This window comes from Paenibacillus sp. S02 (assembly GCF_019454065.1).
In the GTDB taxonomy this organism is placed as follows: Bacteria; Bacillota; Bacilli; order Paenibacillales; family Paenibacillaceae; genus Paenibacillus; species Paenibacillus polymyxa_B.
Map to the genome: position 1 here is coordinate 245,635 of NZ_CP073682.1, position 13,481 is coordinate 259,115.

Consider the following 13,481-nt stretch of genomic DNA (forward strand, 5'->3'; position numbering starts at 1 on the left):
AAAAGGGGTGTCCCAAGCAGCCGTTTTATGGCTTTTGGAACACCTCTTTTTTTCTATGAATAGGGTCGGAATATTGAGTTGATTTCCCCGAGGGGCATTACTGTGTGCTTCTGTTTACCAATTCACGCGGGTTGATGCCATCGTCTATCGTTAGCGGGATGCGTGCGCCCTTGGCGATCTGCTCCCAAGGCACCATTTTAAAGTTCTGATTTAACTTTTTGCCGTTTTGAAGATTTTCGTCATCTTGTGCAACGAAGATACCATGCGGGAAATTCTTGCCTAATCCGTAGCCAAGAACATCAATACCGTCTGTGACAGACGTACCGTCAACAGTAGGGCTCGCGCTGATCGTAAAGTTGCTTATATAAGCATTGTCGCCTTGTCGTTCATAGATCGCATAGCTGCTGTTTCCTTGACTGGAGGCCATGAGATACCCCTTGCCATCTTTACCGTAATACAAAGTAAGTCCTTCTATGTCATCGTGAAGTCTGCGCCCATCTGCAATATCAACACGTCGCAGCGGCTCGGATGAACCGTCTGGCTCGGCACTATACTTCCAAATGGCGTAATCCTCTTCAGCGATGTAAATCGTACCATATTCATCATCAGCAACCATGCCTTCGGATTGCGTATTCAGCTTGAACTGGCGGACAGGCTTACCTGCAATTTTTCCACTTCCGTCATCAGTCAGCTCATATTGTTCAAATTCACCCTCTTTGCCCAACACGAGCGCGTAAAATTTATCTGTCTTGAGGCTATGGTATAAGCTGAATCCGTACACTTCTTTCATAGATGCTTTAATGGGTTTGCCAACCACGTTGGTCAGCTTTCCTGATGCACCGTCAATGGCAAAGATATCAATCGTGTTGTTGGTTCGATTGGTTGCCCCTGCGATATCAATTTTTTTGCCGCCCAACGTGAAACCGTAACGAAGGTCCACGTTATTCATTTTTCCGACCTTCATGTTTTGCAGTTGCTTGCCTTCCAGATCATAGACTAAAATCCCGCCGCCTTTATTGGTTGCTAAAATTCTACTTTTCTCTGGATCGACCGGGTTGAGCCAGATTGCAGGGTCGTCGGCTGCGTCTTCTCCATCCTCCACAGCTTCTGTTTCGGCAGAGGGAATTACTTTATAGGTGGGAACTGCGTCCTTAGGATCTGCATATTTGCTGTTCTCTGCTTCAAGCGCTGTAAGAAGTTTTGTAGGAAGATATACATTTCCATTCACTATTTTAATTTCCCGGTCCGCTTTTCCGGTTAGTCCAGCTAGACGATATTGCTTCTCACCAACTGTAAAGGTCCCGACAATGCCATTTTTCAGTTTGACCAAAACAGACTGGTCATCACTGTCCCATGTAATTGTCGCCCCCATTTTATCTGCCTGTGTTCGTAGTGGTGCACACCCGGATGGCTGAATGTCTGCCGCATGGGTCAGTTCTGGTGATACCAGAATCCCCGTTAAAATGGCTAATAATGCTAGTTTAGTTGACTTCATATGTATGCCCCTTTTCTGAAGTGAAAATGATATAACCGACTCAGTATAAAGCGAGAATATCAAAAGGATACAATGAAAATGTAAAAGGAATGTAAAGGAGGTGTAAGCATTCAATGGACTGGCTTCCAGTATTGTTGTCTGTAATTCTTTGGAGACATTCCGAACTTTTCTTTAAAGCATTTGGAGAAATAGCTTGCTTGGGAGAATCCCGTTTCCTCGGTAATTTGTTGGACAGACCAGTCGGTTTGTAGCAAAAGACTACGCCCTTGATCCAGTCGATAATCCATTAAATACTCAAGCGGTGTGCGCTGGAAGGCGACCTTCATACATCTGGCGAGATAGTTCTGATGTACGTGAAAATGGGTCTCCAAATCTTTATTGGTGATTGTATTTTTGTAATTCTGTTTTAGGTATATTTCGATCTGTTCTGCCAACTTAGAGGAGCTGTCTTTATTATTCTGATCATACTCCAAACTCTGAAAAACATTCACAAACGTCTGTTGGGCCTCCCATAGTGCCAGTTTTCTAGGTTTTAAAGTAGAGGCTAGTAAATAGTCTAATTTCGAAAATAGCTCATGTGGATTCACCACTTTTTGAATTTTGGGCAAATGAATGGTCGTATGTTCTGAATGAAAGTGCAGCTCGGGAATGGGGGTGCTGGGTATAATAGGATTGGGTGAGGATTGTGCGCACCACATGCTATTGGTTTGAAAATGGAACCAGTAAAAGGAGGTTTGTTCTGTACATGCCTCAATGGGAAAATGATGTTTATCCGGTTCAAGAATGAGAGCGTAATTTTCAGTTACCTTCCACACTTCGTCCTCTTCGCCAATGTGCAGCAACCCTTCTTTAATGATTATTACGTCAAAATAACCCAGATTATACCTATTCGGGTGCCAATCCCCTTTTTGATATGTAGTAAAATTCCCCTCAATGAAATAAGGCAGCGGAGGGACAAGGAATGATAGAAAGTCAGTTTTGCTCATGGAAGCCAGCTCCTTTGTGTGTGAAATCGTATAAGTTTTAGTTAAAGATCGCGATTTTTTTTATAAATTCAGGTTGATAAAATAAGGACGTAGCAAGGGGAGCTCAGGTTAGCTTGTACGATATTATCATTACTTTATCCTTATTTTTTCAAAAATGAAAGCGTTCTATTTCCAGGAAGGGATGTTTATCCAATGAAAACGGCAAAGCCAGTTAAGCATGTCATCGTTGATGATTTATTTTGGAAAAAGTATAAGCAGGTCGTGGCGGAAGAGGTTATTCCTTATCAGTGGAAAGCATTAAATGATGAATTACCAGATACAGAACCCAGTCATGCGATTGAAAACTTTAGGATTGCAGCCGGGGAATCCAGTGGGGAGTACTATGGAACCGTTTTCCAGGACAGTGATCTTGCCAAATGGCTGGAGACGGTTGCCTTTAGCTTAAGGGATCATCCGAATCCTGCGCTTGAAGAGCGGGCTGATGAAGTGATTGAATTGTTGGGAAGAGCTCAAGCTGAGGATGGATATCTGAATACGTACTATCTGCTGAAGGAACCCAATAATCGCTGGACGAACCTAAGAGATAATCATGAGCTATATTGTGCAGGGCATTTTATAGAAGCGGCTGTTGCTTATTATGAAACGACGGGCAAAGCGAAGTTTCTTCACATTATGGAGAAATACGTAGACCTGATTCAGCAGATTTTTGGTACGGAAGAAGGGAAACGGAAAGGCTACCCGGGACATGAAGAAATTGAGTTGGCCTTGATCAAATTATACGACGTAACTGCAAAGGATCAATATCTCAAATTAGCGCAATATTTTATTGAACAGCGGGGACAGCATCCTATTTACTTTGCAGAGGAACAAGAAGAGAGAAAACATATTCAAACAGAGCCCACCTGGAATGATGATAACAACATCAATTTTGGCTTAGGCTTCGAATACCAGCAAGCACACCAACCTGTGCGGGAACAAAAAGAGGCAGTCGGCCATGCGGTAAGAGCGGTGTATCTGTATATTGCGATGGCGGACTTAGCCGCGAAAACAGGGGATGCTTCCCTGTTACGAGCCTGTGAAACGCTGTGGGATGATGTAACGAATCACAAAATGTACATCACTGCAGGGATCGGTTCTACTGTAAACGCGGAAGCGTTCACTTGCCATCACGATCTTCCCAATGACAGCATGTACTGTGAGACCTGCGCCTCTGTAGGGCTGGCCTTTTGGGCCAATCGTATGCTGCGCTTAGCGCCAGACCGGAAATATGCCGATGTTTTGGAGCGTGCGCTATACAACGGAACGATTAGTGGGATGGATCTGGACGGGAAACGGTTTTTCTACGTGAATCCGCTGGAGGTTAATCCTTTTCAAAAATCCAGAAAAGATCAAGAGCATGTAAAAACAGAACGGCAAAAATGGTTTTTCTGCGCCTGCTGTCCGCCCAACTTGGCACGAATGATTGCATCGGTTGAGGACAATATGTACACCCAAACGGATGATACATTGTATACGCATCTGTATATTGCCAGCAAGGTGAACATGACTTTATCTGGTCAAGAGGTTGAAATTACACAAACTCATCATTATCCATGGGATGCGGATCTAACCTTTTCGATCCACGTAACAGAGCCGACTTCCTTCAAATGGGCACTGCGGATTCCGGGTTGGTGTAAGCAGGCAGAGGTGAAGGTGAATGGGGAAGCTATGTCATTAGACCATCTGGAAAATGGCTATATCGAGATTCAGCGTACTTGGAAGGACGGAGATGTGGTAACTCTGCATTTGGCTATGCCAGTTGAACGCATTCGAAGCAATCCGCTGGTCTCCATGAACCAGCAGCAAATTGCTCTCCAACGCGGCCCAGTCGTGTTCTGTCTGGAAGAAGTAGATAATGGAGCGAATTTGGCAGGATTAAGATTGACGAAGGATAGCCTCATTACGGAAGAGTTCAGCGAAAACCTGCTGGGTGGCGTTGTAAAGCTGACCATAGAGGGATACCGGCTAAAAAATTCGAATGCATTATATAGCTCGGAGCCTCCTGAATTTGTTCCTCAACAAATTACCGCCATTCCTTACTACGCCTGGTGCAATCGGGCTAAAGGGGAAATGCGTGTATGGGTTTATGAATCATAATTCATTCGCATGGGGAGAGGAAAGATCATGAGTACGAGAATTGTGAGTACAGAACCACCGGAAAAGGCAAACAGTACCGTTCCTTTTCATCGTAAAATCAGCTATTCATTAACGGATACAGCAGGCAATTTACTATACTGTGTCATTTCCAGTTATCTATTATATTTTTATACAGATGTATTCGGTCTTTCTATCGGGATTGCCGGGACATTACTATTTATCACCCGTTTTATCGATGCCATTGATGCCCCGATTTGGGGCATCCTGATTGACCGAACCAAGTCGAAATACGGCCAGAGCAGACCCTATTTTCTATGGTTAGCGATCCCGTTCGCTGTGTTCATGGTCCTTACGTTTACGACACCCAATTGGAGTGAGTCGGGCAAAATTGCATATGCCGCCATTACGTATATCATAGCCGGCATCCTGTACACAGGAATTAGTACGCCGATTACGTCTATTCTGCCTAATCTGAGCACCAATTCTAATGAACGCGTAGTCTTGAACTCCTTCCGCATGGTTGGGGGGAATGTGGGTTTCTTCATCGCCACGACGTTTACGTTACCTTTGGTCGCTTTCTTTGGACAGGGGAATGATCAAAAAGGATTTTCCTTAACGCTCGTTTTATTTGGAATCATGGCGATTATTATGTTTTTCATAGCGTTTGCCGATTTGCGAGAAAATGCAGCAGTGAAAACGAAATCCGTTCCCATTGCTAAAAGCTTTACAGCCATCAAACGAAACTGGCCCTGGATGCTCGTTGTAGCTGCCAACTTGTGTTACTGGATTGGTTTGAATATTCGTTCAGCAACGCTAATCTTTTATCTGCAATACAATCTGGACAGTAAGGACTTAGTGCCTTTAATCAATGGACTGACCTCCTTGCAGTTGATCTCGATGGTTCTGATTCCGTTTTTCGCCAGAAAATTAAGTAAAAATGCGATTATGATTATCGGATTGATATTAGCAGCGCTGGGTCAAGTCGTGATTTTAATGGGAAGTACAGATTTAACCCTCATTATTATCGGCTGGATTATTGGTGCGTTAGGATCAGGTTTTGCATGTTCTATGCCGTTTGCGATGTTGTCAGATACAGTCGATTATGGGGAATGGAAAAATGGTATTCGGGCAAGTGGTTTCCTGACCTCGATTGGAAGCGCATTCTGTATTAAAGCGGGTAGCGGAATCGGCGGATTATTGCCAGCATGGATCATGGGCAGCACCGGTTATATCGCTGGGAAAGTTCAAACCCCTACGGCGTTGTCTGGCATTCAATTTAGCTTTATCTGGCTGCCATTTATCGTCTTCTTGATCGGAATCATTCCTATGTTTTTTTATAAAAAATTCGAAAAGAATGAAGCTTCTATTCAACAAGATTTAATTGCGAGAAGATCATAGACGTTCTCTTAACAAGGGTTTAATGACACGATAAAACGTTATAATGCTGCTCCAAAACCTGTTCACTGAGCTGAGCAGGTTTTTTTGTTTTTTTCTATTCAAATGTGAGTAAAGCCATTGACAGGATTTTCTTTTGGAGTAATACTTCTATATAGAGAAAAGTGTACAGAATCAAGAACTAGACACATCTAGCCTTGCAACTTTATACATTTTTTCGCCATGAAGGCTCTTCTGTTGAAGGGTTTTTTTCAATTTGAGAAAAAGAATGTGATGATATGAGTCAACTGAGTGTAAGGATGAGAACACATGGCTTTCTGAATAAGCACTTTTCAGGAGAGTCTATTGATTATCGACAGATTATTGCACTGTTTATCCCGCTTCTGATTGATCAGGCTTTTATTGTGGGTCTTAATTTGGTGAACACGGCAATGATTAGCTCGTCGGGGATGGCGGCAGTTAGTGCTGTAAATATGATCGATTCTTTGAATATTTTTCTGATTAATGTGTTTGTTGCAGTGTCTACCGGGGGAACGGTTGTCGTGGCACAGTATAAGGGGAGCGGTAACGACCTCATGGTCTCTAAAGCTGCTTCCGGCACTATTTCCTCCGTTTCCTTGCTGGCCTTATGTATCAGTTTGTTTATGATGGTTTTGTACAATCCGATTTTAAGTGTTCTGTTTGGTTCGGCCTCGCCTGATGTAATAGCTAACGGTAAGGTATATCTGCTGGGAAGCTGTATGTCTTTTGTGGGAATTGCAATCGTTGAGGCAGTGTGTGGAGCGCTGAGGGGAATTGGGAAGACGAGGGCATCGCTGGCTCTTTCGCTCATCATGAACCTCTCGTATGTGCTTCTTAATGTGGTATTCATTAATGTATTGGATATGGGTGTGCTGGGCATGACGATTGCCGTCAATGTGTCCAGATATGCAGGAGCAGTATGCGCGCTGATCTATTTGGTCAGGGTAGATGATGACTTGCGTGTTCAGCTTAGAGATATGCTTTATTTTAATCTGGCTATGCTTAAAAAGATTCTGTTTATCGGGCTTCCCTTTGCAGCGGAGCAGATGTTTTTCAATGGGGGCAAAATTTTAACCCAAATTTTCATTGTGAGCCTGGGGACGAATGCGTTGGCGACGAATGCCATTTGCTCATCCCTAGCTAATGTGTTCCAAATCCCTGCGAATGCTTTGGCTCTTACGATTGTAACCGTGGTCGGTCAATGCATGGGACGTCGAAATGTCGAGGATGCCCGGAAGTTTACCAAATCGTTTATTTGGCTGTCGTCTTGTTCGTTTATTGTAATGGGATTAATACTGATGCCTTTGTTTGAGCCGATGGTGGGGCTGTTTCATCCGCCTGCTGAAATCGTAGATGACATATTTGTTGTCATACTGATTAATACGTTGGCCCAGATTCCGCTCTGGTCCATTGCCTTTATTACACCCTCTGCACTAAGGGCAGCAGGTGATTCAAAATTTACGTCCCTCACCTCAATGCTGTCCATGTGGTTGTGCCGGGTGGTGCTCGGGTATATTTTGGGCATTGTGTTCAACCTGGGGATTGTTGGTGTCTGGTTGGCTATGGATATTGAATGGGGCGTGCGGGGGATCGTCTTCCTTTGGCGCTTCCGCGGCAACAAATGGGTCCAGCATCGTTTGATCGACTGAATAGGTCCACTACCATAAAATTGACTTCTGGATGAAGGCATTTTACGGCAGTGGATTTTTTTCTATTCCTATACTTCGTTCAGGCCCCTTACTCCATCCTGATCCCTATATTGCCTAACTGCGCTCCCTGCTGCATACGGTGGAAGGCTTGCGGTGTGTCTTGTAAAGGAAATACGCTATCTATAATCGGATGGAGTGCATGGCGCTCCATAAACTGAAGCATAGCTGCGAATTCCTCGCCACTGCCCATAGAGGTGCCGATGATGCTGATTTGGGGGAAAAATATAGACCGCAGCGGAATCTCTACTCGATCTCCTGAGCTTGCGCCAAATGTAACGATCCGACCGTTCGGCTTGAGGATATCAAAATATTTATCGAATGTAGCAGGACCGATACTGTCAAGGACCAGATCCACAGTGCCTCCGTTCATACTTTCTATCCATTCGCTATGGCTGTCGAATGCATGATTAGCGCCATAGGCGAGGGCAGCCTGACTCTTTGCTTCGCTGCGTGATGTGACGGTGACCCGTGCACCTGCCGCTAAAGCCATAAGCATGGCATACGTGGCTACACCACCGCCAATACCGGGAATGAGGACGTGCTCACCCTGCTGTAACTGGCCTCTTGTGAAGAGCGCTCGGTAAGCGGTCAAAGCAGACAAAGGTAGTACCCCTGCTTCTTCCCATGAAAGGTATGCTGGCTTGCTGACGGCATTTTGGACGGGGATGATAACCGATTCAGCGAATGTCCCGTCCGAAGGTCCGCCCAGAATGGCTGGAACCAAGGGAACATGGTGCGTATTCTCCCATCCGATACAGGGATTGATAATTACATCGGTGCCTACCAGCGAGGTTGGGACACCAGGACCCACAGCCTCGATCACACCTGCTCCATCCGATCCGAGAATGAGTGGAGCATCGTTGGCAGCTTGATCTGCCATGAGGAATAGGTCCCGATGGTTCAAGCCTGCGGCTTTGAGTTTTACCCTCACCTCATCGTTCCCTGGCTGTCTGTCCGTAACGTCTGTATACATCAGACCCTCAGGGCCGTTTTTGCTGGCATGTATCACGGCTTTCATTTTAAAACCTCCCGTGGTGCGAATTTAGATGCAATTGCATGTATATTGAATTGTACAGAGCGGTAAGCATCCGGTAAAATGAACAAAATCGAACGTGAGTATCACAAATGATCATACCAAGCAGGTGACGTATACATGGAAAGCAGTGATTTGAAAATTTTTCGGGCCGTCGCTCGCGAGGGCAGTATCACGAAGGCTGCGCAAGTTTTGAATTATGTACAGTCCAATGTGACTTCGCGAATTCAGCAGCTTGAGGCACAATTGAACGTACCGCTATTTCGCCGATCTAACCGGGGAATGACGTTAACGCCAGCAGGAGAGAATCTGCTGGAATATGCGGATACCATACTGACCTTGCTCGACGAGGCTGTAAAGTCCACTCAATATTCAGACCAGCCTGCGGGACCTTTGCGACTGGGCTCGATTGAGACGGCGGCGGTTACACATCTGACTTCTTTATTGACGGAATATCACGCTCAATATCCTGATGTCCATCTATCGCTTATGACAGGCAGCACACATGATCTCGTACAAAAGGTATTGAATTACGAATTAGATGGAGCGTTCGTCTATGGCCCCGTCGAAGATCCGCATATAGAGCATGTTGCAGCTTTTGAAGAGGAACTGGTACTCATCTCGGAACCAGGAGAAAGGGACATGGGCAAGTTGCTTGCCAAGCCTATGCTGTTCTTCGACGTAGGCTGCACGCATCGTACAAGAGCAGAAAGCTTTCTGAGCGAAGCAGGTGTGGATGCGTATCAGGTTATGGAGTTTGGAACGTTGGAGGTCATTTTGGGTGGTGTAGCCTCTGGTCTGGGGGTGTCCATGTTGCCACAATCGTCGATTGCAAAGGCAGAGGAGGCGGGAAATATTGCTTCTTATTGTTTGCCTGAAGAATATCGTAAATTAGAGGTGTGGTTTGTTTATCGGCGGGATTCGGTTTACTCCAGTGCACTGTCAGGCTTGCTTCACTGGATGAAAAAGGATGTTATACTTAACCGGGATTAAATTGACATCAGGGGTGTATCATTTGGAAGAACATGATGTAACGAACAATCCATCTACAGTAACTCCGGGACACTATGCAACGAGTGGCAACTACCATCGACGAGAACCGGATAGGATGGCGGTATTATCAGAAACATACGGAGCCTCTATCTTCTTCAGAAGATGGGCGGCCTGGATGATCGACTTCATTCTTATCGTCTTCGGGTATGGAGGGCTGGTTTATTTTACAGCGAAAAAAGTATCTGAAGCGGAAACCCCCAATATGGGTATGGTAGTGATACTCTTCCTGATTGGCTCCTTCTGCTATTATTTATTGCTGGAAGGAATTACAGGCTATACGCTGGGTAAGTTTGTACTTCGCATTCAGGTCGTAAATGGAGAAGGGAAACCGCCGGGCATTGTGAAATCGTTGATCCGCACCCTCATACAGCTGGTAGATACGAATCCGCTGTTTTTTCTGGGACTGCCCGCAGGGTTATGTGTGCTGGTGACACCTCGGAAACAACGGATTGGCGATATGGCTGCGAATACATATGTAGTTAAGGTAAGGGATTTGGGAAAGGTGGGCAGAAAGAAAACCGGGATTTTTGCAGGAGCAATCATCCTGATGACGATCATTTCGATTGTCTTTGCTGTATCTTTAATTACTACGCTCATTACTCAAATCGTGAAGCCTGAGGTATTTACCAGTAAGGATAGCCAGTTTGCGGTTACGGCTCCGTGGAATTGGTCACGAGATAATATGATTAATGAGGACGCGGATATTTCCATTAAAAATGAATTGACCGAAAGATATGTAATTGTATTGTCTGAACCGAAAAGCGACTTTGACAGCAGTATGACCCTTCAAGAATATAAAGGGATTATTGAGGATCATTTGGTGTCAGGAATTACGGCCCCTGGATTGGGGATTGCCTCCGACTTGGTGGTGAATGGATACCCAGCCATTGAGTTTACTCTAAAAGGAGAAGTAGACGGGACTCCGATCATGTATAACGTGACTACGATTGAAACGCCTTCACATTATCATCAGGTGCTTGCCTGGACCTACGCTTCCCGATACAGCAGGGCACAGCAAGAGCTGCGCAAGATTAGAGACAGCTTCCGTGAAATGAACATGCTGTGAAGTGAACATGAAGCAATAACGATGATTCGAAGTTATAAGGCAGTAAGCGGAACAAGCAGACAGCTTATAGAAGCGTCTGCTTGTTGTTTTATAAGCTTCCTTTAAAAAACGAACATAAAAACGCAGTAGGCGGAATAGTGCTGTACAAGCGAAGCGGTCGCTTTCAAAGCTTTCCGTAGGAAAGCTCGCTTCGGAAGCATCACCACCCCCGGATTTCTACCAATGAAAGACTTTATTACAGAAATTCGGGGGCGGTGGCGATGGGAAGCACTATCCGCCTGCGTAGTGGCGCTATAGTAGATTTATATAGATAATTTGATCATACAATAGAGTGTCTAATCACTCGTAATCCAGCTACTTTCGCCACTTTACCTTGTGGATGGGCTGTGAATTGAATCGTAACTTCATTCTTGTGGCCCGTCACAGATAGAGGAAGCTCATAGGTGAACGTTTCGAATTTATTCATTTCCTCAGACTCCAGCTTGCCTTCCCCTAAAATCTGACCATCCGCAGTGATGTCAAAGTCACTATGAGGACGGCTCAAGTCCTTCAAATAAGTGACCGCCAATTGGACAGGCTCATCTGGAAGCACCTTCATGACAAAAGAGAACCAGCCCCCAGGCCATGTATCGCGATATTTGCGGTTATAGATGGACCCCAGACCTACATGCTCTCCAGTAAAGGCATGATCCCGTTCAGGCTGCATTTCGGCAGGCTGCACAACGTCGACTGTAAGTCGTTCCAGCTCTAGCTGATACGCTAACGCGGTACGATATTCTGCCTCTGTTGCTGACCATTCCTCCTGGGAAAAGAGATCCCAATAGACGGTATATGAGCGATCATACATTTGATAAAACGGACGAAGCTTCAAGTCTCCGATATAGCCTAAGTCGGTCATATGGAATGTATTAGGCTCGTTCCCGTCAGCAATTAGCTTCGTTGTCAATGAGTCGGCCGCTCCGATCAGTACAGACGCAAGCAGATGCTCCTCGTTGGATTCCGGTGTGACAGGGCCAAGGTCCCCAGCCAGCACTAGCGGCCCATACATAAAAGCAATTCGGCGTGGATTATCCGGCATTTCCTCGACTCTCACGGTCATAGGAATGTCATACTCGATCGTATCCCCATTGTTCCATTCCCGTTCAATTACAACGTAGCTGGTAGGACAAGCCTCTGTGACGTACTCTTCCCCGTTGATTTTAATCATCATCCCTTGCTCCGCCCAATGAGGGCATCTTAGCTTGATCGCGAAGGATTTGGGCTCCTTGCTGATGACGCGCAGTGTTCCCCGTCCATTTTGCGGAAAGAGAGTATCTTGTTTGAGCTGTACGCCCATCTCGTCCCATGTCACAGTAGAAGGGACATATTGATTGACATAGATCGTTTCTGGCGTGTGAAAATAAATCGCAGTGCCGTACATGGAGTGGCTTTCCATACCGGACCCGACACAGCATGTGAAATCCTCATATTGAGAATTAAAGGACTTGTGTCCTCCCATTTCCAGTGATACAAAATAGCACACACGTCCATCTACAGGCTGCTGTGAAGCCAGAATATGATTGAACATCGCTCGTTCATAGTAGTCGGCATAGGCTGCATAGGCGTCCCACTCGAACATATGTCTTGTTAATTTCAGCATATTATAGGTGTTACAGGTTTCACAGGTACCTTCGCCCAAACGGTCATTCAGCTTTCCGGGTTCACCAAAATGTTCATTATAGCTATTGCCGCCGATCACGTAGGAATGCTTGTGAACAACCCGATCCCAGAAAAAGCGAGATAGGTCCGCATATTGAGGTTTGCCCGTCATTTCAAATTGCCGTGCAGCGCCAATGATTTTGGGGATTTGCGTATTGGCATGTCGCCCTGCCAGCGTATCTTGGCTATCTGCGAGATCATTGAGCACCTCTCCGTGATAAAAGCGTTCCGCCAGGCTCAAAAAGCGTTCTTCTCCTGAATGTTCCGCCAGATCCGTCAGCACCTCGTTCATACCGCCAAACTCGCAATGCAGCACCTGCTGCACCTGATCATCGTCCAGCCCTTGAAGTACATCCTCCAACCAGTTGCCGAGTTTGATTTCTATAGACAGGGCCTTGGGATGTTGCGCCAGCAGATGTGCATCACGCAAGCCCGCAAAAAGCTTGTGCATGGTATATAGCGGCACCCAACCGCCGTTCAGATCAAATCCCTGGGAGCGGATATCTCCGGCTTTTACTTCCTCAAAAATCTCTTTTCCGCGTGGAATGCCGGAAATGTATCCGTTTCCATGACTGTTTTGGCATATTTCTAGTTCACTAACCACATAGTTCACTCGTTCCAGCAGTCTTTCGTCACCTGTGGAGGCAAACATCAGTGCACAGCCGGACAGGTAGTGACCGAGTGTATGTCCGCTGATGCCACGCGCTTCCCAGCCCTCATAGTGAGCTGCTTTGGGCTCCAGTCCTGCATATTCACGAAAGCGTGATAATAAACGGTCGGGTTCCAAACTCAGCAGGTAGGCCGTATTTAGTTCCATCGCATGTAAAAGTGGGCCGGAATCAATCCTTACTTTATGCAAGTCAAAAGCTTTAGCTTTCAAAATCATCGC

General features: G+C 45.7%; 9 protein-coding genes. 5 read left to right on the forward strand and 4 right to left on the reverse strand.

Annotated elements, in window-relative coordinates; translation table 11 throughout:
* Nucleotides 1-97 precede the first annotated feature (97 nt).
* Together KAI36_RS01090 and KAI36_RS01095 are read right to left on the reverse strand one after the other, a co-directional pair.
* Entirely contained in the window at nucleotides 98-1,495 is a 1,398-nt protein-coding gene (locus KAI36_RS01090) for a phytase (RefSeq protein WP_220026658.1), read from the reverse strand.
* Nucleotides 1,496-1,605: 110 nt separating this feature from the next.
* Nucleotides 1,606-2,481 (reverse strand): helix-turn-helix transcriptional regulator, encoded by an 876-nt coding sequence (locus KAI36_RS01095; protein WP_023986520.1) that lies wholly within the window; start codon nucleotides 2,479-2,481, stop codon nucleotides 1,606-1,608.
* Between the two features lie 192 nt (nucleotides 2,482-2,673).
* Here KAI36_RS01095 and KAI36_RS01100 point away from each other — a divergent pair, with 192 nt between their 5' ends.
* The 3 genes from KAI36_RS01100 (at nucleotide 2,674) to KAI36_RS01110 (ending at nucleotide 7,682) form a co-directional block, all read left to right on the forward strand.
* Nucleotides 2,674-4,617, forward strand: coding sequence for a glycoside hydrolase family 127 protein (locus tag KAI36_RS01100; protein ID WP_220026660.1), 1,944 nt, complete (start codon nucleotides 2,674-2,676; stop codon nucleotides 4,615-4,617).
* Nucleotides 4,618-4,644: 27 nt separating this feature from the next.
* On the forward strand, nucleotides 4,645-6,015 hold the full coding sequence (locus KAI36_RS01105) for a glycoside-pentoside-hexuronide (GPH):cation symporter (RefSeq protein WP_220026661.1): 1,371 nt from the start codon (nucleotides 4,645-4,647) through the stop codon (nucleotides 6,013-6,015).
* Nucleotides 6,016-6,290: 275 nt separating this feature from the next.
* Nucleotides 6,291-7,682, forward strand: coding sequence for an MATE family efflux transporter (locus KAI36_RS01110; protein ID WP_220026663.1), 1,392 nt, complete (start codon nucleotides 6,291-6,293; stop codon nucleotides 7,680-7,682).
* An 88-nt stretch (nucleotides 7,683-7,770) separates the two neighbouring features.
* Here KAI36_RS01110 and KAI36_RS01115 read toward each other — a convergent pair whose 3' ends face one another.
* Nucleotides 7,771-8,760, reverse strand: coding sequence for a zinc-binding dehydrogenase (locus tag KAI36_RS01115; protein ID WP_220026664.1), 990 nt, complete (start codon nucleotides 8,758-8,760; stop codon nucleotides 7,771-7,773).
* 135 nt (nucleotides 8,761-8,895) lie between these two features.
* Here KAI36_RS01115 and KAI36_RS01120 point away from each other — a divergent pair, with 135 nt between their 5' ends.
* Both KAI36_RS01120 and KAI36_RS01125 read left to right on the forward strand, forming a co-directional pair.
* Entirely contained in the window at nucleotides 8,896-9,768 is an 873-nt protein-coding gene (locus tag KAI36_RS01120; protein ID WP_220026665.1) for a LysR family transcriptional regulator, read from the forward strand.
* Nucleotides 9,746-10,894 (forward strand): RDD family protein, encoded by a 1,149-nt coding sequence (locus KAI36_RS01125; protein WP_220026667.1) that lies wholly within the window; start codon nucleotides 9,746-9,748, stop codon nucleotides 10,892-10,894. Before KAI36_RS01120 ends, KAI36_RS01125 begins: the two co-directional genes overlap by 23 nt.
* Before the next feature lie 319 nt (nucleotides 10,895-11,213).
* On the opposite strand, the gene KAI36_RS01130 is transcribed toward KAI36_RS01125, so the two are convergent.
* Nucleotides 11,214-13,472 (reverse strand): glycoside hydrolase family 127 protein, encoded by a 2,259-nt coding sequence (locus KAI36_RS01130; protein ID WP_220026668.1) that lies wholly within the window; start codon nucleotides 13,470-13,472, stop codon nucleotides 11,214-11,216.
* Nucleotides 13,473-13,481: the final 9 nt, after the last annotated feature.

What these genes read in the sequence shown, in the direction of transcription:
- KAI36_RS01110 (WP_220026663.1), top strand. Translation starts at nt 6,291, where the DNA reads ATGAGTCAACTGAGTGTAAGGATGAGAACACATGGCTTTCTGAATAAG.
- KAI36_RS01120 (WP_220026665.1), top strand. Translation starts at nt 8,896, where the DNA reads ATGGAAAGCAGTGATTTGAAAATTTTTCGGGCCGTCGCTCGCGAGGGC.
- KAI36_RS01115 (WP_220026664.1), bottom strand. Translation starts at nt 8,760, where the DNA reads ATGAAAGCCGTGATACATGCCAGCAAAAACGGCCCTGAGGGTCTGATG.
- KAI36_RS01095 (WP_023986520.1), bottom strand. Translation starts at nt 2,481, where the DNA reads ATGAGCAAAACTGACTTTCTATCATTCCTTGTCCCTCCGCTGCCTTAT.
- KAI36_RS01100 (WP_220026660.1), top strand. Translation starts at nt 2,674, where the DNA reads ATGAAAACGGCAAAGCCAGTTAAGCATGTCATCGTTGATGATTTATTT.
- KAI36_RS01125 (WP_220026667.1), top strand. Translation starts at nt 9,746, where the DNA reads ATGTTATACTTAACCGGGATTAAATTGACATCAGGGGTGTATCATTTG.
- KAI36_RS01105 (WP_220026661.1), top strand. Translation starts at nt 4,645, where the DNA reads ATGAGTACGAGAATTGTGAGTACAGAACCACCGGAAAAGGCAAACAGT.
- KAI36_RS01090 (WP_220026658.1), bottom strand. Translation starts at nt 1,495, where the DNA reads ATGAAGTCAACTAAACTAGCATTATTAGCCATTTTAACGGGGATTCTG.